This window comes from Cytobacillus sp. IB215316, assembly GCF_033963865.1.
GTDB lineage: Bacteria > Bacillota > Bacilli > Bacillales > SM2101 > Nanhaiella > Nanhaiella sioensis.
Genome location: NZ_JAXBMC010000007.1, coordinates 56,872 through 79,656, shown reverse-complemented (window position 1 = coordinate 79,656; position 22,785 = coordinate 56,872). Strand labels below are relative to the sequence as shown.

Here is a 22,785-nt window from a genome sequence, read left to right as displayed (position 1 = left end):
ATTCCCATTTTATATTTTTTACCTTATCTGTATTCCATGAAAAATTTAATATTGATATAATAATTGATGTTCAAATTAATGACTGGGGTTGGGGACTTTTGCTTTTTAACTCATATGTTTTTATTCTACTTTATTTGCCGATTGTCTTTATTTGTTACTTTTTATTGCAGAAATTAAAATTTAGAACAGCTGCAAAAGGTTTTCTTGTCCTTGCTTCCCTATACTTCTATAGTTACTGGAATGTTAAATATCTACCAATTATGATTGTATCAATCTTAATTAACTTTCTACTCGCTACTTTGATAAACAAGGGAATTCAAGGAAAAAAAGTCATTCTAGTATTAGGAATCATATTTAATATTTCTCTATTAGGTTATTTTAAATACTCAGATTTCTTTTTAACTAATGTAAATACACTTTTTCAATCTAACTTTCCATTGTTGCAGTTAGCGTTACCATTGGCCATTAGCTTTTTTACCTTTCAGCAAATTGCATACTTGGTAGATAGCTATAGAGGAGAAACAAAGGGATATAGCTTTCTAAATTATTCTTTTTTTGTGTCATTTTTTCCGCAATTAATTGCCGGACCCATTGTTCATCATTCGGAAATTATTAAACAATTGGAAGAACCCACTCACTATAAAATGAACTTCGACAATATATCCAGAGGTCTGTATATTTTTGTGATTGGGTTATTTAAAAAGGTCATAATAGCAGATACGTTTGCTATTTGGGCAAACGATGGCTATAGTAATCTAGCTAACTTAACTTTTGTGGATAGCTGGATTGTAACTATGTCATATACGTTTCAGCTATATTTTGACTTTAGCGGATACTGTGATATGGCAATTGGGATCGCATTAATATTTAATCTGAAGCTACCAATTAATTTTAATTCACCGTATAAGTCTCTTAATATTCAAGATTTTTGGCGAAGGTGGCATATTACTTTAGGTCGATTTTTTACTAAATATATCTACTTTCCGTTAGGTGGAAGTAGAGTTGGACCGATTAGAAGGAACTTCAATCTCTTTATAATATTTTTTATTAGTGGTCTTTGGCACGGTGCAGGGTGGACTTTTATTATTTGGGGAATATTGCATGGTGTAGCAAGCATTACATATCGGATATGGAATCAGTTAGGGTTTAAACTACCTAAACTCCTTGCATGGTTTGTGACCTTCCTATTTGTACATATTGCGTGGGTTTACTTTCGCTCTCCTGATGTAGCAACAGCTAATGCGATGATTGTAAAAATGTTTTCGTTCGGGGAATTACCACCAAAAATCGCAAGTGTAGTTATTGGGATGGGCCTACCAGTTCAATCAGCACCTAATTTCTTTGATTTAAAACTAATAATACTAATCCTAATCTTTTTATTTATAGTAGTTTGGATGAAAAATTCAGTAGAAAAGCTAAATAACTTTTCCTTCACGATAAAAAATGCTGCAATAATAAGTATCTTGGCCGTTATTTCTATCCTTTATTTAAACCGTGTAAGTGAATTTCTATATTTTAATTTTTAATGGGGTGAAGAAATGTCAGCAAAGAATTTTTTAGCCATAGTTGGAGTCTTTATTTCGGCATTTGTATTGCTGATTTCAGCCTTGTTTTATTGGATAGATCCGCTATTTTTATATCGTCAAACGGAACTTTATGAACCACAATATATTGCTAACGAACGCTATCAGATGCCGGGTCTAGTAAAGACAATAGACTATCAAACCTTAATTACTGGCACATCGATGGGACGCAATTTTGAAGAAAGCTATGTTAATGAAAAATTTGGTACAAAATCATTTAATGGGTCGTTGCCTGCCTCAACAGCAAGAGAGCAATCAATGGTAGTACAATTAGCCCTTCAAAACAAAGAAAAAGTCGACCGAGTGTTCTGGGAATTGAATTTTTATTCATTTTCTGGAGAACCGGACTGGGTAACTGATTTTCCTGAATATATGTATGATGATTCAAAATTAAATGATATTAGATATTTATTTAACTCATATTCTTTAGAAGTTTTGGTAAAAAACCTTCAAGCTAACGTAAATGACATAAAAAGTAAGCGAGATGTTGAGACTCTTTATAAATTTGGTAATGATGCTCCTAAGGATGATTTTGAAAGAATAGTAGGAGCAATTGACAACATAGATAAGGAAGATGCAGTTCCAGAATTCGATACAGCTGAAAAGATGCTTCGTTCTTTTGAAGAAAATGTAATCTCGGTTGTGGAAGATCACCCTGATACTACATTTACTTTTTTCTTTGCTCCTTATCCAATTTACAATCAATTTAAATATTATAAGTCAAATCCTGAGTATTTAGAGGAAAGAGCAAAGTTTAAAGCCGAATCTTTTAAATTATTAAGTAAGTATCCGAACATACAGTTATATGATTTCCAATTAATTAAGTATATTACTTTTAACATAGGAAATTTTATGGGAGATGGCATTCATTATTATCGTCATATTAATCGATGGATGGTTGATTATATGGAGGAGAATATCCCAATTCGTAATGTGCCTAGATATGAATACTTACTTCAACAGTATGTAGCTTTAGTCGAAAAGTTTTCACTAGATCAGCTTATTGAGCACCAATTTTTAAAAGAGAAATACGGTTTGTTAAATAATCAGAACTAGCGCTGAAAAATACATTATATAAAATACTCATTCGTTGTTTAACTATGACTTTTGATGGGGTATGGTTTGTAATTGGCAATAAAATGATTGATATGCCGATAAGCTCTTTTAGATATAATTAATGGTAAGTAACATGTTATTCAGTAACTCGTTCCTTTCTAGAATAACTGAAAAAGCCCGTTTCTCAATATTAATACTGAGAAATCGGGCTTTTTAATCTTGAGATTACCTCATCTTGTAAATCTTCACTTTGCTTAACTCTGAAGCGAGAACTATTGCAGCAACAAAGTTCTCACATCATTTAGATGAATTCGATGTTAATACTGAAAATAAATATGACCATTAAAGGTTTCCAATTAAATCAGCATTTTCTATGTCAAAATTAAATGAATGTTTTAAACTAGACGAGAAAATGAACGTTCTTATAATTCATTTAAGCACTCTAGCTTCTTAATATTTATTACTTTGACATATCTTTGACTTAAGCCTCATATGCTCACTTCTATGGATTTTAATTCTAGATCTAGCTTGAATTCGTCTGTATTCGTAAGTTCTCTTCTTTCATATTGCATTCCAGAAGAATGCTTAACACATTTCTAATATTTAATCTTGAGACAATTAGCGTAATGGTATAAAAAATGAACAAGTGATATGGTGGTGTTCAATATTATAGTATTTCAAAAATGTAAAAAAATGAAACCGTTTCCAAAAAAATGTAACTATAAAACAAATTGGTAGAGAAGTAAAATTTAGAAGAGGCTATTAATTAATGAAGGAGGGAAAAAGACTGTTTGTAGAAAAATCTATCATTAGGGGGAATGAAAGTGGTTCGAAAAATAACAAAAAATAGTAAATTTAGTATTATATTAATTGTATGTTTATTTACTGTAGGTGTGCTTTATTTTACCTTATCACCTAGTAAGGAATCATATGCTTCGACTGTAACCCCAGAGAAAATAAATGATACATACGATTACCCAACAAACATCGATATTCCTGAAGATATTGATCCAGAAGGAAAGGCTTTACTGACAAGGACTAAAACTGAAGCAGATGAAGATAAAGTCGAGAACTGGGAGCTGACATGGAGCGATGAATTTGATGGAGAGGAAATTGATCGCACAAAGTGGACATATGAGATTGGGAATGGTGCTGATTATGGAAATCCAGGTTGGGGCAATTCTGAACTGGAATACTATACTGATGAAGCACAAAATTCATATATTGAAGATGGTAATTTAGTTATAAATGCAGTTAAGGAAGAGGTCCCACGAGAAGAGGCGGGGCAGGAATTCTTTTATACTTCTGCAAAATTGACGACAAGCGGACTTTTTAGTCAAGCACACGGCCGTATTGAAGTTAGAGCACTGCTACCAGAAGGAGATGGACTCTGGTCTGCAATATGGACATTAGGTGCAAACTTTAATGAAGTTGGCTGGTTGCCATCTGGTGAAATAGACATTATGGAGCTTATAGGAAGAGAGCCAGAAACAATTGCAGGGACTCTTCATGGTCCACTGTCTAGTGGTCTAGGTATTACAAGTGATTATAGTTTACCAGAGGGAAAGAAATTCACAGACGACTACCATGTCTATTCTTTGGAATGGGATGAGGACGAACTAGAATTTTATGTTGATGATACGTTATATCATATTGTAAATAAAGATGAATCAAATTATGAGTATGGTGAAATAGAATGGGTATATGATAACCCTCAATACCTCATACTTAATTTGGCAGTAGGTGGACATTTGGGTGGAGCTGTAGGTGAGGATAACATATTTCCATCAGAAATGAAAATAGATTATGTAAGAGTTTATGAAGATACAAATCCTGAAACTGTTGAAGAAGAAATGATAGATACGATTTATGAAACACCTGGAGTAATAAAAGGAGAAAAGTCTAGTGGAATAGATCAATTTAAGAACGGCAATTTTGATAATGGAACTGATGGTTGGGACACTTATGTTGGATTTGCTGGTGACGCAGAGATCGCAACTGAGAATGGTGAGACAAAAATAGCTATTAAAAACGAAGGAGAACAATTCTATAGTATTCAATACTTTCAAGGATTTTTTGATCTTGAAATTGGTAAAGAATATGTAGTTGAATTTGATGCTAGAAGCACCATCCCTAGACAGTTTCAAGTAGTCGTAGATAACAGGGCATATGAAAGATACCTTGATGAAACGTTTGAGTTAACTGACTCAACAGAAACCTATAGCTTTAAATTTGTTATGCCAGCAAATGACAGCGTTTCGTTCAAATATTTAATGGGTCTTTTTAATGAGCCAATAGGTAACGAACATAATATATATATAGATAATGTCGTATTTAAAGAGACAGGTATCGTAAAAGATCTTGAGAGTAAAAATGATGAATCAACAGATATTTTAATTAATAATGGATCTTTTGATGATTCGTTTGACGCTTGGGAGACATATATACTGTCTGATGAGCTAGGTGAAATTACAGTTGAAGATGGCCAAGCTAAATTTGCTGTAAAAAATGAAGGAGATATGTTCTTTACGATATCCTTGAATCAAATGAACATCGGCAAAGCAAAAAAAGGACAAGAATACAGAGTTACATTTGATGCTAACAGTTCATTACCACGAAAGTTCCAGGTTATTGTAGATAATAAAGATTATGTAAGATATTTAGATGAAGTAGTTGATTTAACAACAGAAAATAAATCATATGAGTTTACACTTACGATACCAAACGATGATGATATAAATTTAAAATTCTTTGCAGGGTTAATTGATGGCGAAGAACCGTTAACGAAAGCCCATGATATATTCATTGATAATGTGAAATTCTCTACTAATTTAGTAATGAATGGAACGTTTGAAGATTCATTAGAGTCTTGGGAGCCGTTTTTACTTTCTGAGGAATTAGGTGAAATTACTGTTGAAGAAGGTAAAGCAAAAATAATGGTTCAGAATGAGGGAGATATGTTCTTTACATTATCTTTAAATCAAATGAATGTGGCTACACTAGGAAGAGAGCAAGAATACATCGTCAAGTTTGATGCAAGTAGTACATTACCAAGAAAGCTTCAGGTTATTGTAGACAATAAAGATTATGTAAGATACTTAGAAGAAGTGATTGATTTAACCGCAGAAGATAAATCATATGAGTTTAAGTTTACGATGCCATACAAGGATGATGTTAATCTAAAATTCTTTGCAGGGCTAATGGATGGTGAGGATCCTTTATACAAGACTCATGAAATCTTCTTAGATAATGTGAGCCTCACTAGTAAGTAATGTGCTCATATTAAATACATGCTAAGGAAAGAAAAATTATACTGCTCAACGGGTCTGAATAGACGCTTGGGCAGTTTTTATTATGATAGAAGATGAATGAGATGTATTCACTTTGAAGTTAAAGCGAGTGGTCGTCCAGAGGGTATCCCGCTGTTTCAAATGAATTGGACGTACAATCTAAGACCAGAGTGAAACGATGGACTGATGGAGCAATTTAAATATCTGCAAAAAAAATATTCAATGACAATAACAGCAGATACGAAGTCAATTACATCCACATGGAACTTGAGGTTTGTGTTTGTTCATGGAGTGGTAAACTGCGTAACGAGCTTACAAAAAAGATTTTTCTTAAATCATCCACATGAGATTTGGACGAGGGTTAAAATTTTATGGGCAGCAATTGATAAAATAGAAGCTTTGACAAAAGAGTTCTTTTTTCGATTTATGTCAAGTTTATTTAAACAACTTCATTGCATAGTGCAAAAGGATGCTATAAACAAAACAGCAATAATTACAATAGACTGATTTTCATCCTAAAAATTATACACATATCAACTACATATGGCAGGATCTTTTCTTCTATATGTTGATTAAAAAGACAGCTATTTATTGGGACTAACAGCAACTAAGCTTACGAAAAGAACCTTCAAATAATACGGATTATTCCATGAATAATTTCCTTCCAATTTAGAACAATATGGGTTCAAGACCCTAATATGGAACTACAACCATCTCCTCATGCAAAACAGAAAATGTTAGATATATAATAATCTCTGAATATGTTTAAGAGAATATTAACCCTCAGCCACTATCTTTCATGTATTCTTTTAACTCTTTAGTCATTACTTAAAACTACTAATTGAAGGAAGGACAATTTTGAAATGTCTATAAAAACAAAATCTTATTATAAGTTCCTAGCGGGTTCTATTTCAGCTGCATTCGTAGCAACCGCAGTCGTCCCGGTGGTTGCCAGCACTGATAGCTTTTCGGATGTATCAGCTGAGCATTGGGCTAATAACTACATTACTGAACTAGCAAATGAAGGAATTATCAACGGGTTTACAGACGGAACATTCGGGCCTAATGTTGAATTAACTCGTGGTCAAGCTTCGAAATTATTCCAACGCGCACTTAACTTAGAAGTTCCTGAAGATTTAACTTCTTTTAATGATGTAGAAGACTCTACTGATCTAGAGCTTAAAAAAGCTGCTGCTGCAGTAAAAGCAGCTGGAATTTTCAAGGGGAGTAACGGTATATTCGGAGCAAACGACACATTAACTCGTGCTCAAATGGCTTCAGTTCTTGTTCGTGCATTCGGCTTAGAAGTTAATGATGAGATTGAAGTTACTTTAACAGACATAGAGCATATTGATGATTCTCACAGAGCCAATGTCGCAATTTTATTTCAAAATGGCGTAACAACGGGTAAGGGTGATGGCACTTACGATGGTAACGGAAATGTTCCCCGTGCGAACTTCGCAGCTTTCTTATATCGTGCACTTAACCAAGAGGCTGGACTAGTAACTGAAGATGAGTATCCACCAATAGAAGAACCTCAACCTCAATCACAAGTTGTAAGTGTAATTGCAGACAACCTTAAAAAGATTGAAATTTTGTTCAATGAGGACATAAATGAAGGTTCTTTAACTACTTCAACTGTAAAAATTTTAGACGAGACTAACAAAGAATTAAAGGTTATGGATCTTACAATTATAAATGGTGATAAGGTAGCCGTCATTCTTGAATCAGGAGAGTTAAAAGCTAGTGAGGATGTTACCGTTGTACTAGATCGTATAAAAACGGTTGATAATAATAATATTGAATATGAACAAGTAATAACTGTGAGAGATGTTAACACTCCTGAATTGTTAGATGTAAAAGTACTGAATAATAAACAAATTGAACTTTATTTTTCCGAGCCGGTTTCATTCTCACAATCTAGCTATAACACATTATCTGAAATAACGATTGATGATCAAAATGTAACAGCTAAAGTAACGCCTGACCATGCTACAAACACAGTTACCTTAGAATTATTTGAAAGTTTAAACACAAGAAAATTTGAACTAAACATATCAGGTATTGAAGATTTCAATAATAGTAAAATAACACCTCAAACCATTGACATCGAAGTTGAAGATGATGTATCTATTCCAGGAGAGGATGATACCCAGAACCCTGGAGATGAAGATAGTGAAGACGAAATAACTGCTTTTGTCGATGAAGTGTTTAGCTTAGTTAACATAGAGCGTGAAGAAGAGGGAGTAGATCCACTCATATTATCTAATGAGGTGACTGAAGTGGCTCAAATTAAAGCTGAAGATATGCGGGATCAGAATTATTTCGATCATATCTCTCCAACTTATGGAGAACCAGGTGAAATGTTACTACACTTCGGTGTTAATTATAATATGTCAGGAGAAAATATTGCTGCGGGTCAAACTACTCCAGAACAAGTTGTTGAAGCGTGGATGAATAGTGAGGGTCATCGTAAAAACATTTTGCGTCCTGAATTCACTGAAATTGGGATTGGATATATTGAAGGGTCAGAACATAATAATTACTCTACTTATTGGGTACAAATGTTTGTTTTGCCTGCTAATTAGAACAATTAAATTAGGGATAGTTGGAGCAAATCTCATTATGCTCATCTATCTTTTTTTTTGATATCAGAGATCTAATTCTAATTTAAAAGATTTAGATAATTATAGTACATTTTTGTTTTCGAAGTATAAATTTACATAATGTTCTTTGGAAGGATACGTTGCGATTTTCTTTGCATTAATTTTTACTAGTTTTGTTCTTTTTGTAACTTTTACAGTCATGCTTGGAGAAACACATTTAGAATAATCATTATTTTACTGCTATCATACTTAATTGCTCTTATTCATTATTTAATAGATATGGTTAAGAAAAGACCTTGTAAATCATACTAAAACATCCTAAGGGTGTTTTTTTGTTTTTTTAAGCATTAATTAAAAGTTATGGGTAAATAAATGAATAATTTGATAGTTAATAATACTTTGGATTGGTAAAATAATGAACAAGTGTTATTTGCCTATTAGTATTTTGAAAATTAACTTTCAAGTTATTAGCTAAGGAAATTTAGTTGAAAAAGTTACAGTTAGGCAATTTCCATTTGGAGAAATTAACTCTAATTTGGTTGGATACTCATTTAACTAAGGAGGACTCTGACCTAATATATATAGTAGGTTTCATGACTGAAGTAATGAAGCTAATAAAGCATATTGAGTAATGTTTTGAGAAGGGCTTTATTTTTTACTAAAAGTGACTCTTCAAACTTAAAGAGTATTTCTTGTGAATCAAATTTTACAAGTTGAATAGGGAAGGAAGGATTAAATGAATAAAGGAACACAGATTTTGTATTATGGAGTTGCTCTGTTATTGGTTATTCTATTGCTCTCCGGTTGTAATGGTGGTACAGACAACACATCAAATACCGATAATTCTGTGGTAGACATTAATGAAGTTGAGTCCAAGTCCACAACAGAAACAGAGCAATCTACTAAGGATAATTCTAATGAAGCTTCTTTAGACGTAGACAAACGGAAGGAAAAACAAAATGCTCTTGGAAGCGAGGAAAATATACCATTATTTAAATACGCTCAAGAAGAAATTGAATACGCTAGAATTTGGTTGCAACTAGGTCCAAATCAAGAGATAAATGAATTAAATGTTAGACATATTCTAGTTGGAACCCCACTTAACCCCGATGATGACACTAGCGCTAAGTATCTTGAAGATGTTATTCAGTTAGCTGGGTCTCGATTAGTGGATGGTTCAGTTACATATAGTCGTAATTGGGACGGCACGATAAATGTCTACAACGTTCCTTTACGTTGGGATGGTATTTACCCAGCTAGTGAAAAATTCTACATAGATATTATTAACAACACAAAGTTAGTGTTCGTTGACACAGGTAATGATGAAGAAATTATAAATCTAGTTAAAAAATTAAGATTGAGTAATTAGATATTCTTTTTACATTATCAGGAGCATATGCAGCAAGAGGGGGTTACAAGCTACGGCTAGATAGCATGGCAGCAGCTGTTAGACAAATATCCTCAAAACTTATTGAGATACCTTTACTGTTTACGACTATAAAAAATTCTTATATCGATTATAATAGTATTAAATGAAAATAATGAGAGAGGTTTTAAAATGTCAGTAAATTACCCACAAATAGAAGAAAGTGGACTAACGCAGTACATCCCACCTAAAGAAGAATACAATACATTTGAGAATGACGAGCATTACGAAGAACTGGGAAGGGAATGGGGCTTATTTGGCAAAACGCCTAAGAAAGATTTCTGGTACAAAGGAAAAGGATATAAGCGTTCTGTCAAAGTGGTCGGCTTTATAGAGTACGGTGTAACCGGAACTTTCCACACTTTAATTATTAAATTCGAGGATGGAAATATTTCTTGTATCCACCCTGATTATTTAAAAGAAATGCAAAAATCGACCTTTGGAAAAGAAACGGAAGAATCACCGGTCCCAGTTAAAAGCTCACCTAAAAAAGATAAATCGTTAACATCTACTACAAAGCCAAAAAATAAGTCAACAAATGAAAAAGCGACTAAATCAGAAATCGCTTTACCAGAAGACAAAGTTACTTTTATGGCAACGGTAAAGGGGTTTGGTACCAAGCCCAATCCTTTTAGCGATAATGATGATGAAATTTTACTACTAGATAATGTTAAGATTACAGCAGATAAGCAATTGGAAGTTGGTTTCGCATGGTGCGGATACAGTAAGACATTGAAGAAGTTAGAGTTACAAGAAGGGCAATCATTAGAATTTAGTGCGAAGATCGTAAAGAAAAAACACAAAGAGTTTCCATATAAAATAAATAATCCTTCTAAAATTAAGGTTCAATAAAACAGAAGCCCACTCCTAGTGTGAAAACGTTAGGAAGTGGGTTGATTTTTCCTTTCATGACACCTTCAAAGTTTCCTTATGGATGTCATGGATAAGATGTTAGTATCTATTATACAAGCAAAAATACGGAGACAGATTAAACAAAGATGAGAAAACACTAATACAGTTTTGTCTATAAGAGTTTTGATTTATGAAGTAGAGAAGTGAAGTGCACTTATCACTGGGAGAGCTAAAAGGCGGTATTTTACTTGAATGTTACTAAAATAGTAAAAAGATTAGGGAAAGCAGGTATTAAATTTACAAGTGGATTAAATGAAAGTGAAATTACTGAAGCTGAATCATTATACAACATTAAATTTCCACCTGACTTAAAATCTTTTCTAATGTATGCTCTACCAGTTTCAGAGGGATTTGTAAACTGGAGAGATATTAGTGAAAAAAATGTAAAAAGTATTAATGATCGGATAAACTGGCCATTAAAAGGTATTATTTTTGATATTGAACATAATCATTTTTGGATAAAAGAGTGGGGCAACATACCCGATTCTTTACAAGATGCAATTAAGATAGCGACTCTACATTATCATAAGGCTCCAAAACTTATTCCTGTATATTCTCATAGATATATTTCATCAGAACCTATTGAGAACGGGAATCCAATAATGTCTGTATATCAAACCGATATTATCTATTATGGTGAAAATCTATCATCTTATCTACAGAAAGAATTTATATTAAAGAAACCTAAGGATTTAGATTTTAATAATATTAAACCTATACGGTTCTGGAGCAACATAATAGATAATTGGGATGAGGAATTATAAACTTATCAGTATACCAGAATATGGAATCTAGAAGCTAAAGTTTATAAGAACATTTCTAATATTAATTAGTGATTCTGATATCATTTTTCTAGCCATTTGAAATGAAATATACTAAATCTTGTCAACCAATAGCAAAAAATCCGCCGTGGTTGATTCATTTTAGGATTACCTACCCTTAACAAAAAACAGATTATATATTTAAATTGTATTGAACAGATCATAATAAATACTTTTATCAAATTTTATATTGCAAATTAAAAAAGCAAGGAGAATGAGATGAAAATAAAGAATATTGAATTTCCTACAGCACTAGAAAAAGTAAAGGATATTGAAGATGATAATATTGATGTTTTTGTTGAGTTAGAAGATGGGATGACGTACACACTAGTAGTAGCAACTCCAAAAAATCTTTTTACACAAATGGACCAGGAACAAATTAATTATATTCCTGCAAGCCCACCATTTATTATTGTTAGAACACTAAATGAAGACATTATCAAAAGTGCACTACAAACCTATGTTAACGAAAATGCATATTGGTTAAAACAATATTTTCTGGCTTCAGAGTTTGACATGGATGTCATGGATCAGATGTTAGATAACATTAGATATAAAAAATAACAGTTTAGATTGTTGCTTAGGTTACGGAGAAAATTGGAGAACAAAATAATAATTGATAAAGTTAATCTTTAATAGTAAATAAATTAATAAGTTGCTTAAAGACCTAAACAATAACGTACAAAGATTATCTAGGTGATTTAAATAATTGTTGTGAAGTGGAGGATTGATCATACGGTATTTTTTTATATTTTTATCTAGTTTACATAATATATATTATAGGAAGCAATTATAAAAAGATATAAACCATCTCATAAACTAAGTAAACTTATGATAGTGAGACAGAAAATGAAATTAATTGTTAGCATTAATAATCTCGTCAGAATTAGAATCATAATTCTAGTTTTAGGTCATTCCTGTTTATTCTGTATTTGTTCAAATATTGTTTCGTTATTGTTCGACGAAATAAACAAGCTACACACCACATCATTTCTTCTAAAACTGAACCCAATCGGTTCAAATTTACAAACACTTATATATTCATTGTTTATATATTTTCATACTCTTTCTGGGAAATTTATTTCCTGTGTTGTATGATTTATATGATTTCATTTGAACTATTATTTCCTTCCCTGTTCCAATTAATAGCAATACGAAAACGGATTACTAATAGCTAAAGTGCTTCTTTGCTGGGAATCTAAAATCTTAAATAACCCCTCCCTTCTGTCTTATTCTTCATATGTTTTTAGTATCTTGAACTAATATTAATTACAGTGTTCCTATGACTCTTTTTCTTAAACATTGTTGCTATTTATATAAATAAACACCATTCCTTCAATGGTGTAAGACCCCGATTCTTCATCTATGTGTTAGATTTATAAAACCATAGCTCATTTATTTGTGGTTGGAAAAAACTTCATGTTTATTCTATAAAACTTTTTTAAAGCCCTTTTCGTTTAATTAACTGTGATGAACAATTTTCATAAATAGATTTATAGATCGTCAAAAAGGTCCAGTCATTTTTCCCATCAATTGAATTGGTAAGTCAATGGCTTGAATTTTGATCAATCATCCTCAGTGTCATAGCAATTTTGTTTATAAAAATAAAAATAAATAGAGGTGTTTTCCTTGAATTTAACTATTGAAAAAGTAACAAAACAGTTTGGAGATAAGTTAGCAGTAAACAATGTTTCATTTGAGTTAACTGATGGAGTTTATGGATTTTTAGGAGCAAACGGTGCTGGAAAAACGACATTGATGCGCATGCTCGTTACATTAATAAAGCCGACTTCGGGTCGAATTTTATTAGATGGGAAAGATATTGAAGTGTTAGATGAAGAATATCGTGACGTACTCGGTTATTTGCCTCAATACATCGGATTATATAAGAACTTTTCAGCTGAAAAGTATTTAATGTACATTGCTGCTCTTAAAGGTATTGAGAAAAAGGTAGCAGTAAGGAAAGTTGCTGAGCTTTTAGAGGTTGTCAATTTGACAGAGCACCGTAATAGAAAAGTTGGTAAGTTTTCAGGTGGGATGAAGCAAAGAGTTGGCATTGCCCAAGCACTATTAAATGATCCAAAAGTATTAATCGTTGATGAACCTACAGCGGGACTAGATCCTGAAGAACGCATTAGATTCCGGAATCTTCTATCATCCATTTCAAAGGACCGAATTGTTTTATTGTCAACACATATCGTTTCTGATATTGAATTCATCGCAAAAGAAATACTTGTCTTAAAAGCAGGTCAGCTCATTCATAAAGAAAAGCCAGAAGAGTTACTAGAACAAATCAAAGACTATGTATGGACAATAAATGTAAAAGAGCATGAGGTACAAGCATTTCAAGCAAAATATAAGGTAGGAAATATTATTCGTCAACAAAATGAAGTTGGAATTAGAGTCATTTCTAAAATGAAGCCTGACGAAAGAGCTATTAAAGCAACTCCTAACTTAGAGGATCTCTATTTATATTACTTTGATCAGGAGGTAGCCATATGAAGCAGCTAGTAAAGTTTGAGCTATATAAATTATTTCGCCAAAAAGGAATTTACATTACTATGGGACTCATGTTTATCCTATTTAGTATGAATAGTCTTAGTGCACATATATCAACCTCCCCATATCAGGCTCTGGAGTTAAAGAGTGATTTACAGTTAGCCGCGGAAAATTGGGAAGGCGCTATTACTGAGAAGAAATTAGAAGATGCGTCAAATATACAAGAATTGCTTACACCGAAAAGTATCGAAGGTACATTATCAGAAAAAGAAGTTGCTGAACAATTTGTGATAATGTCTCTATTTGAAAATGAAACGATGAATAGTTTAATAATTCCTAATAGATTATCTGAGCTTCAAAATAATATGAGTAAATTAAACGAGAGTGATTTTTCATACAAGGAAGCTTTGTTAGAAAAAAATATGTTGGTAGATTTGAATTTTGAAACATTCACCTATAGTAAAGGACCACAAGAAACAATAGGCTTTGCATATTTTTCACGTTTTTTTACAAGTATAATGATCTTAATCGGTCTAGCTACCATATTTGTGAATGAAACGAATACGGGAATGGATCAGTTAATATATAGTAGTACACATGGTCGTCGTAAGAGTATCACAGCAAAAATTTTCGCTTCCATCATTTACGTATTGTTTGTGATTTTGTCTTGGTTAACATTTGATGTTTTAATGAACATGTATGTTTATGGGAGTGGCGGATGGGATGCACCTGTCCAAATGATCTCACAGCATACACCATATAACTTGACTATGTTGGAGTTTTTCCTCATTCAAACCGGTATTCATTTTCTAGTGGCTCTTACTTTTATGACATTAGTTTTATTAGTGTCTGCGCTTTCAAAAAATACATTAATGTCGTTCATTATTAGTGCATCAATTTTTATCTTACCAACAATTTCATTTAGCATTCCGTTATGGAATTATGTGATGAAGTATAGTTTTGCGAACTTCATAACTGCACCTGATTTTGTTAATTCGTTCCATGCAATTAATATGTTTGGCATCCCAGTCTTAGACCCATTAGTACATTATCCTGCGATTTTTCTTATTAGTATCATTTTATTGATTACTATTTACAGAACTATCAAGAGGAAGCAAATAGTATAGCAAGTTCAACAATGTGAAACTTCATTCTTTATTTCAGAACCAGCTACTATTGACCATATTAGCTGGTTCTATTTTTTCATCATAGCTCTTATTCCATCCCAAACTTTTAACCTTAGAAAGAGATTGAGTGAACATCTCTATCTCTCCTTTGAATAAGTATAATACATTTGCTCATTTACACTATGATCAAATTAAAACACCTTCCGTAACGAGAAGGTGTCGATGAATATTGTACATCCATATGTTACATTTCTAATTGTTTAGCATCGTAAATCTTCACATCCAGTGGTGCAATGAGATATTCTTTTGCCTTGTTCGTAAAATATGTAAAATGTTCACTAGCGTTATGGCTGTTAACAGCCTCTAAATCTTTCCAAGCTTCTACCATTGTATACACACTATCCTTTTCGGTATCTTTCATTAGGTCATAGGATATATTCCCACCTTCTGCTCTAGAGGCAGTAATTAATGAACGAATATCTTCAAGAAATGCTTCTTCCTTCGCAGGGTTTACATGAGTCACAGCATGAATAATAATCATAAATCATCGTCCTTTCCTTTTTCTTTACCTAGGTTAACTTCTTCATATCGTTATGTTATTAATATTTGTTTTGAATAATTACAACAGAACTTCTTGTGAGTAATCAGTTCAATTTATAGATGACAACCCTACATAATTTACTTATCAGTGTAGTTAAACAACAATCATTAATTTATACACTTCTTATTTTTTTATACATTCCATAAGGGCGATTGTTCTTTATCTTGTGGTGTATGTGCTGATTTAAATACTACAATGAATCTGATTAAATTCACATTCAATATGGCCATACTATTCAAGACGACTCTGTGTACTTCGGAGACAAAATCCTTAATTACGAGCTCCTTTTTACTTATTTATATTTTCTATTTCTACTAATAATATATTTAAATATGTAATATATAATCATAATAATTAAAAAATGGTTTATAATAAATGAGATTTTTACATCATTAACAAAAAACGTGTATCATCTATATGTATTTACATAGAGAAAAGAGTAGCGTTGAACGCTACCCCCTGTTCCTATTTTATTATCTTGAGCATTGAATTAGCATTTTTTTGGAATTCATACTTACTACTGAGTTCATCAAGCTTATAACCTTGCGCTGTAAGGTAGTTGATGATCCTATCTATATGTTCATATCGGGTCCCTTCTAAATCTACTAAAGGAAAGATTCGAACTTCATCTTTTGTTACTCGCAATAGTTCATTTATGGCCTCTATATGGAAATCGTAATCTAATCTATCTGCATACATAAACAGAAAATGCGCAGATAACGTTATATCAAACTGTTCATTTGCAAATGGTAATGTTGGTAATGTAGCTGAAATGTAACGATCACTTGATTGTTTCATGTGGCTTGTACAGTCATATAAAGCACTTTCCCGATGCTTTCTTAAGCCATCTAGATTATCGAAATAATTCCAAATATAATTACTTTTAGCTTGTTCCATATGCTTCATTGCGTGTGCTATGTCTCTCAACCCTTTCTCTTTTAAGGCTTCAACCGAATAGTCATAGACAATATCACAAGCAGTAATATTCAAACCTACCTTTTCTCCTATTGCTGCAAAAGAGCATGCACCAGCGGGACAATCTAGTATCTTTTTAGTACTTAAATCATCTTCAGAGAATGAAAACATATCCATGTATTCTTTGAATGTTCTCCCAATAAATATAATTCTTTCTAAATCCAATTTTGTACTTTGCTCAACTATGCTCAACTAACTCACCTCATATAACAAGAATTAGAATTATACTAACACATTATATTCAATCATGCTCGTTATTTATTGTTGTATAATTCTAAAGTGGCATAAAATCTTTTTATTAGTAGTACAGGCTTCTATATCAGATCTATTCGTTTTGATATAATGGACAATTTCTTCTTCATTTCAATCTGTATCAATTAACTAAAATAACCGAGGGTTTACACTTTATCCAAAGCACAACTCCTCAGTTTTAACTAATATTAATAAATATGTTTTTGTAACTAATTAGGCTTAGCAAGAAAAGGTTTTTTATAATTGTAGTGGGTACAAAGCAGATAATTGCTACGAAGTTTCTCAGTCTATTAGTGGAATTTTAACCTTCAATCTTTAACAACCACAATATTATGTCTATTGGATGAAATTTGATTTATGGAAATTAGGTTAGAAGCTTAATAAGTTGTATGGTTAGATTAGTTAGTGACAACATGTTCATGTCAGTGACCATAACAATTTACTTTGATGGTGTAGGTGACTTTGTACTTCCGTATGGTACTGTTACCAAATACACATCCTTTATTTTATCATCTCGTTTTATAACTAACTTTATTTCTTGCTGTGGAGGCATTTCAGTAATCACTCTTTCTAGATCATCATATGTCGTTACGGTTTGATCATTTACTGAAGTAATGAGGTCTCCTATTCGTAGTACTTCATCAGCCGGAGTGTTTGGGACAATCTTGACGATTTCTCGCGCTTTAAAGCCTTCTCGTTCTATTGTTTTGTGCTGCATACCTATCCAGCTGTTCCAAAACAAATGTCGAATATCCTCATTGTTTTCAATAACACTTTTCATATTTCTCATGAACTGGTATTGACCGAAAGAGCTATTTTCCATTTCCATCATTCCTAAGTCTCCAGTCCATAATCCATTGAACTCTAGTGTAACTAAGCTACCGTTATTTTGAGGGGTCACTGTCCAAATTGTTCTTCCATTATTTTCATCTTCCATAATGAGTCGCTTGTTTTCCACAATTTCAACGATTGTAGCGCTATGAGCTACACCCCATCCGTAATCTGCAGAAAATTTCCCACCGACTTTCAGCTCGATTTTACAACTTTTTGTTTCCCACTTATTGCGTTCCTCACCGCTTGTTAGAGCCTTCCATACTTTTTCTGGTTTAGCATTAATAAATATCTCTCTTTTCACTGAATGATATGTTGTCACTCTAATCATCATCCTCCTCTAAATAATTTTTTAAGCTCGCAAGCTTACGATCTAATACCGCTTCTAGCTCTTGCTTCAACATCCCATATTGTTTTTGAAATATCTCCCTTTTCAAACCGTACAAACAGTATCTTCCCTCTCGTCTTTCATAAATCAACTCCTCTTCTTTTAAAATCTTTAAGTGTTTTTTAATAGCTGGTTGAGAAATATTGAACCTATTTACTATCTGAGATTGGGTTTTTTCATTATAAGATAGCATTGATAAAATGCTTCTCCTAATGGGGTCTGCAATTGCACGATAAAAATCTGTTATCCTCACCTCCAACATATAACCTTTTGGTTATATGTTAATATTACCATAATTTTCTTCATTTACAAGTGCTATTATTAAATTTTCAGAAAATACACTTTGAAAAGTAATATTATTGTAAACAGATTGTATAACCATAATTTTTATAATAAACAGATTGAAATTTCTTAAGGTATGAAAATTACAGAGGAAATGATTGAGGAAAAACATTGTGGATACCTTCAAGATGCTAATGCTATCAGTGAACACGTTATACAATCTTATGCTATAAGGTGAAGACTCACTCCACCTGATTAGTAGATGTCGAGTAAAAATCCAAAACCATTGCTAGATTATTACCCTGTAACAACATAGACCACTAAATGTTGGCGTTATGATGGACCATGCTTTTTCTCCATTCTCTATATACATCAAACAAAATGTTTGCTACATTATTGTCGGACTCACTATTTTTCAACCGATTTGGAACGTTATTACCTGCTATTACGAATATATAAGGATTTTTTGAGAAATGACCTAGGATACCTATATCCAAGATTAAGTCATGTAAACCACCAGTCATATGCGCAAGGTATTGTTTAGGTATTTGACGATGAGCGTCCTGCTGCCTGACCATACCTGTGATTAGTGGTATAAATATTTCGGGTTGTGTTTGATAACCATCGTAAATCTTTATTAAAATGTAAAGTAGGTCATTTATTGACCCGTAGTTTTGAGTATCTTGTGGATTTTTAGTAAGATTAAAACTACTAAAGTTTTCATCCCATAATTTATTGTTTACTTTCTCCCAACCACCGATGTATGAAACTATATGGTTTGCTATGACGTTATCGTGACATGCTATCATGACTTCAATCATAGTACTTAACGGTAAAGAAGTCCTTTTTTGAAGGTGGGGGTAAATAATATGGCTGTCTTCTTTAGGGTCAAAGCTTACATGATTGATGATAGAGCTCCACGATAAAACCCCTTCTTCGATGTACTTTGCAACAACGTACCCCACTAAAACTTTACCTACTGAAGCTAAAGGTATAATAAAATCTGGATGATAAGAACAAATTAGAGCATTGGTTTTTGTACAATAAACAACAGCACCATATTCCCCTTTATATTCTTCAAGAATATTCTTCACATTAATCATTAATAAATTCTCCTCTAAAGATAGTACAAGTTATCTTTTTTACTTGTTTTCAAATAGCTTGTTGCTTTTCGTACTTAAATATAACCACATCTATATCTTGTGGTAGTAGCATCTTTACTACTTTTAAAATTTTTGAGCCCTCATTTAGCTCTTCATTCTGTCCATTTATTTGTAAGAATAGCAACATGTTTATGAAAGGAGCCTTTTCTATTGAAGAAAAGACCACTCGAATACGATTTAGATCCTTATTTTTTACAAGTACAAAAAAAGAGAAAATAAAGTAATTAATAAGCAAAACTAATTTTGTTTAAAACAGTTTCAATTGTTGCAATAAACGGTCGGCATACCTCGTTTTGCTTAAACCTGAAATATAGGCTACGTAAAAAATTTTTACGATTAACTAACAGACAATGCTGCTGCTGAGAGTTTTTTATTTGTTCAATATTATCAAATTGCTGTATCCAAGTTGTAATCTCTTCATCACTCAAGATATTTCTCTCCATAATACTTGTTACTGCAGTAATTAAACGTTCATCCTCTTCGTTTATATATGTGTAGTCTTTAATACATACTTTTTCTTTTACAGCTTCTAGAATATCAGTTAGCTGAATTTTTTTCATAACTTTACAAATTGCTAGTTCATTAAGTGCATCTGCCAAATGTGCTGTAGAATGAGCCCATCCCTTATTTTTCACACATCCTCGAACATCATTTTCAAGTTTTGCATAGCATAAAGCATTTTTATGTACGTGAAAAAGTTCTTCTTCTGTCAGCAAATTTTCTCCATTTTGATTATGATACATTACAATTGAACTAACTATTAAAATAGCAAAAGCCCTATTAAAAACCGTATCATCTCCTTTTGCCCCTATGTTATAAAACAAATGTTGATCAGACAATGACAGCTTCAATATATCTTTTAATTGATTATCTGATAAGGCTTTTTCTCTAATCAACTGGTGAAAAAGAGAATAAATTAGTTCATCTCTTAATTCTGAATCTGTTGATCCTAGATGTTTCATCATTGCAGTTGTTAATTGGTCTAAATTTACATCTACTGGTACACTCCAGTTATTGGACTTAATTTGTAGTAGTAAAGATTTCAGCTGTTTAACTTCATTCATGTAAATCCAGCTCCTTATTATTTTGTAACTTTAAATCAAACACCCATTCATCATAACAAAACAACACTGACATAAACTTGTCAGTGTTGTTTATATTTTTTCATGATTTGTTGACATTTTTCAGATAAGTGACTTATAAGCATAGGTGGCTCAATAATCGTCACTTCATCTATATTCGTTATTGATAATCTTATAATATCATCAACATACGCCCAAAACTGTAACGTAACTATATTTCCACAGTCTTTTACGACAGAATCTAGAAACATATAATCATGTTTAACTGTTTCATATAGGCTCTTTTCCATTGATAGCGTAACATTTATTTTATCGCCTTGCCCTTGCTTCTTGTTTTGCATTAATTCATCTAGTAATGTTGAAGAATATGTATTTTCGGAAATACTTATTTGCTTTATTCTGTCTAATCTAAAGCATCTATCTTGCTTTCTTAGGTGGCAAAAACTATTAATATACCAACCACCACTATCATAGAATAGTTGATATGGAGTTACTTCTCTTTCAATCAGTACATTTGTTTTAGGTGAGTAGTACTGTATAACTATATTTTTGTATTCAAGAAAGCTATCAACAATAATTTGAATTACATCTTTCTTATAAGAACCTGGGAAAATATCATTTATAAAAAAAGTTATTTTCTCTAATAAAGTAAGATATTTTTCCTTCTTATTGTTATCTAGGATGTTAAGTAGCTTATACTTTAATGATACGTAGTCTTCTTGCATATTCGGAACTTTAATAATTTCTCCTAACCGCAAGCTCATTAATAAATATAAGATTTCTTTTTCGTTAAAAGCAACACTTGGTATGAAATAGTTATCATCTATTTGATAACCTCCACCAAATCCTTCTAAGGATATGATAGGTATGTTTAATTGACTAAGTGCCTCTATATCCCTATAAATTGTTCTTTCACTTACTTCAAATAGATCTGAAATTTGCTTAGCTGTTAGCTGTTCGTGTTCTTTTAATGCATAAATAATTCCAACCAACCGCTCCATCTTTTTCATATATTATCTCCTATAGTTTACGAGTTTTATGTTAAAATTTTATACTTATGTAGATACAGCAACAATATTTTTATAAAAAGAGTTACAAAGCAAAGGCTTTGATTATACTTCAGCTCCTTCAAATATCGTTATTGTAATCCGATTATATCAGAGTTTCATATATGTGTAGTTATAAAAAAAGAACTGGTTATGCTATTTAAGTATATAGGTTCCGGTTTTATACCAGAACCTTCGTAATGGTTATATTATGTTTCCCAAATAAAAGCTAATAACTTGATTAACGCATCCACGATCCTCACACCTTTCCACATCGTAATTTAAGACTCTTTTCGGTATTTATTTGCTTCTTTTTTACTAACTTAATTGAAAAAGTGATACCACGAACCTATACGAAAAAAGCCTTATTATATGTAGATGTTATGCGATAAGGTTATATGTGATACATGATCTATTGTACAATTTTAAACAATTGTGATATTCTAATCATAGACAAGCTGTTCTTGCATACAATAAAAAAGACCGCGAGTGTCGTCACCACTCACGGTATTGAACAATAAACGATTCCTAGAGGATCGGCTTATAGTCAAAGTAGACCACCCACTGCTCCGATAAAGCGTTAAGGGTGGTCTATTTTTTGTCGTTTTTGTTAAAAGACAGCATTGAAATGACGAGAGCAGCAAACGCTACAGCGAACATCAACGCTTCAAATACCGTCATATGCTTCACCCCCCTTTCAATGGGAATGAAGCCGACCACCCTTTAGAAATTCGTTATTGTATGCCTATTATATCACGATTACCTAATAATCCCCTAATTTAGTACAACCTCCAATTAATCCAACCCCTACCATATTATATGTAATCATACAAAAATACGTATAG

18 protein-coding genes are annotated in these 22,785 nt (G+C 32.3%); 10 read left to right on the top strand and 8 right to left on the bottom strand.

Annotated features, from left to right (window positions below; genetic code table 11):
* Positions 1-98 precede the first annotated feature (98 nt).
* The 10 genes from SLH48_RS12905 to SLH48_RS12860 all read left to right on the top strand — a co-directional run bounded on the left by SLH48_RS12905 (position 99) and on the right by SLH48_RS12860 (position 15,320).
* Positions 99-1,526, top strand: coding sequence for an MBOAT family O-acyltransferase (locus SLH48_RS12905; protein WP_320258524.1), 1,428 nt, complete (start codon positions 99-101; stop codon positions 1,524-1,526).
* 12 nt (positions 1,527-1,538) lie between these two features.
* Positions 1,539-2,639: a hypothetical protein gene (locus SLH48_RS12900; protein WP_320258523.1), complete on the top strand. Its 1,101-nt coding sequence runs from the start codon at positions 1,539-1,541 to the stop codon at positions 2,637-2,639.
* Positions 2,640-3,463: 824 nt separating this feature from the next.
* The gene (locus tag SLH48_RS12895) at positions 3,464-5,911 is read left to right on the top strand and encodes a carbohydrate binding domain-containing protein (RefSeq protein ID WP_320258522.1); all 2,448 of its coding nucleotides are present in this window, start codon (positions 3,464-3,466) and stop codon (positions 5,909-5,911) included.
* 881 nt (positions 5,912-6,792) lie between these two features.
* A complete protein-coding gene (locus tag SLH48_RS12890; RefSeq protein ID WP_320258521.1) occupies positions 6,793-8,517 on the top strand; it encodes an S-layer homology domain-containing protein in 1,725 nt (574 codons plus the stop codon).
* Between the two features lie 754 nt (positions 8,518-9,271).
* Positions 9,272-9,904, top strand: a complete 633-nt coding sequence (locus SLH48_RS12885) for a hypothetical protein (protein ID WP_320258520.1) — start codon at positions 9,272-9,274, stop codon at positions 9,902-9,904.
* A gap of 189 nt (positions 9,905-10,093) precedes the next feature.
* Positions 10,094-10,813 carry a hypothetical protein gene (locus tag SLH48_RS12880; protein ID WP_320258519.1) on the top strand — a complete coding sequence of 240 codons (720 nt, stop codon included), beginning with the start codon at positions 10,094-10,096 and terminating at the stop codon, positions 10,811-10,813.
* A 248-nt stretch (positions 10,814-11,061) separates the two neighbouring features.
* A complete protein-coding gene (locus SLH48_RS12875; RefSeq protein WP_320258518.1) occupies positions 11,062-11,637 on the top strand; it encodes an SMI1/KNR4 family protein in 576 nt (191 codons plus the stop codon).
* A gap of 276 nt (positions 11,638-11,913) precedes the next feature.
* Positions 11,914-12,258 carry a hypothetical protein gene (locus SLH48_RS12870; protein ID WP_320258517.1) on the top strand — a complete coding sequence of 115 codons (345 nt, stop codon included), beginning with the start codon at positions 11,914-11,916 and terminating at the stop codon, positions 12,256-12,258.
* A 1,065-nt stretch (positions 12,259-13,323) separates the two neighbouring features.
* The gene (locus SLH48_RS12865) at positions 13,324-14,196 is read left to right on the top strand and encodes an ABC transporter ATP-binding protein (protein ID WP_320258516.1); all 873 of its coding nucleotides are present in this window, start codon (positions 13,324-13,326) and stop codon (positions 14,194-14,196) included.
* The gene (locus tag SLH48_RS12860) at positions 14,193-15,320 is read left to right on the top strand and encodes an ABC transporter permease subunit (protein WP_320258515.1); all 1,128 of its coding nucleotides are present in this window, start codon (positions 14,193-14,195) and stop codon (positions 15,318-15,320) included. Before SLH48_RS12865 ends, SLH48_RS12860 begins: the two co-directional genes overlap by 4 nt.
* A 244-nt stretch (positions 15,321-15,564) precedes the next feature.
* Here SLH48_RS12860 and SLH48_RS12855 read toward each other — a convergent pair whose 3' ends face one another.
* The 8 genes from SLH48_RS12855 to SLH48_RS22510 all read right to left on the bottom strand — a co-directional run bounded on the left by SLH48_RS12855 (position 15,565) and on the right by SLH48_RS22510 (position 22,621).
* Positions 15,565-15,861: a putative quinol monooxygenase gene (locus SLH48_RS12855; protein WP_320258514.1), complete on the bottom strand. Its 297-nt coding sequence runs from the start codon at positions 15,859-15,861 to the stop codon at positions 15,565-15,567.
* Positions 15,862-16,386: 525 nt separating this feature from the next.
* On the bottom strand, positions 16,387-17,088 hold the full coding sequence (locus tag SLH48_RS12850) for an SAM-dependent methyltransferase (protein ID WP_320258513.1): 702 nt from the start codon (positions 17,086-17,088) through the stop codon (positions 16,387-16,389).
* Positions 17,089-17,587: 499 nt separating this feature from the next.
* Positions 17,588-18,310 carry an SRPBCC domain-containing protein gene (locus SLH48_RS12845; RefSeq protein WP_320258512.1) on the bottom strand — a complete coding sequence of 241 codons (723 nt, stop codon included), beginning with the start codon at positions 18,308-18,310 and terminating at the stop codon, positions 17,588-17,590.
* Positions 18,303-18,620, bottom strand: coding sequence for a metalloregulator ArsR/SmtB family transcription factor (locus SLH48_RS12840; protein WP_320258612.1), 318 nt, complete (start codon positions 18,618-18,620; stop codon positions 18,303-18,305). Before SLH48_RS12840 ends, SLH48_RS12845 begins: the two co-directional genes overlap by 8 nt.
* Positions 18,621-18,969: 349 nt before the next feature.
* Positions 18,970-19,752 (bottom strand): serine hydrolase, encoded by a 783-nt coding sequence (locus SLH48_RS12835; RefSeq protein ID WP_320258511.1) that lies wholly within the window; start codon positions 19,750-19,752, stop codon positions 18,970-18,972.
* Positions 19,753-20,036: 284 nt separating this feature from the next.
* A complete protein-coding gene (locus SLH48_RS12830; protein ID WP_320258510.1) occupies positions 20,037-20,876 on the bottom strand; it encodes a DUF2785 domain-containing protein in 840 nt (279 codons plus the stop codon).
* An 80-nt stretch (positions 20,877-20,956) separates the two neighbouring features.
* On the bottom strand, positions 20,957-21,904 hold the full coding sequence (locus SLH48_RS12825) for a YafY family protein (protein ID WP_320258509.1): 948 nt from the start codon (positions 21,902-21,904) through the stop codon (positions 20,957-20,959).
* A 627-nt stretch (positions 21,905-22,531) separates the two neighbouring features.
* Positions 22,532-22,621 (bottom strand): putative holin-like toxin, encoded by a 90-nt coding sequence (locus SLH48_RS22510; protein ID WP_352223147.1) that lies wholly within the window; start codon positions 22,619-22,621, stop codon positions 22,532-22,534.
* Positions 22,622-22,785: the final 164 nt, after the last annotated feature.

Excerpts from the sequence above, each read along its gene's own strand:
- SLH48_RS12900 (WP_320258523.1), top strand. The coding sequence starts at position 1,539 with ATGTCAGCAAAGAATTTTTTAGCCATAGTTGGAGTCTTTATTTCGGCA.
- SLH48_RS12890 (WP_320258521.1), top strand. The coding sequence starts at position 6,793 with ATGTCTATAAAAACAAAATCTTATTATAAGTTCCTAGCGGGTTCTATT.
- SLH48_RS12885 (WP_320258520.1), top strand. The coding sequence starts at position 9,272 with ATGAATAAAGGAACACAGATTTTGTATTATGGAGTTGCTCTGTTATTG.
- SLH48_RS12880 (WP_320258519.1), top strand. The coding sequence starts at position 10,094 with ATGTCAGTAAATTACCCACAAATAGAAGAAAGTGGACTAACGCAGTAC.
- SLH48_RS12870 (WP_320258517.1), top strand. The coding sequence starts at position 11,914 with ATGAAAATAAAGAATATTGAATTTCCTACAGCACTAGAAAAAGTAAAG.
- SLH48_RS12860 (WP_320258515.1), top strand. The coding sequence starts at position 14,193 with ATGAAGCAGCTAGTAAAGTTTGAGCTATATAAATTATTTCGCCAAAAA.
- SLH48_RS12855 (WP_320258514.1), bottom strand. The coding sequence starts at position 15,861 with ATGATTATTATTCATGCTGTGACTCATGTAAACCCTGCGAAGGAAGAA.
- SLH48_RS12845 (WP_320258512.1), bottom strand. The coding sequence starts at position 18,310 with ATGATTAGAGTGACAACATATCATTCAGTGAAAAGAGAGATATTTATT.
- SLH48_RS12835 (WP_320258511.1), bottom strand. The coding sequence starts at position 19,752 with ATGATTAATGTGAAGAATATTCTTGAAGAATATAAAGGGGAATATGGT.
- SLH48_RS12830 (WP_320258510.1), bottom strand. The coding sequence starts at position 20,876 with ATGAATGAAGTTAAACAGCTGAAATCTTTACTACTACAAATTAAGTCC.
- SLH48_RS12825 (WP_320258509.1), bottom strand. The coding sequence starts at position 21,904 with ATGAAAAAGATGGAGCGGTTGGTTGGAATTATTTATGCATTAAAAGAA.
- SLH48_RS22510 (WP_352223147.1), bottom strand. The coding sequence starts at position 22,621 with ATGACGGTATTTGAAGCGTTGATGTTCGCTGTAGCGTTTGCTGCTCTC.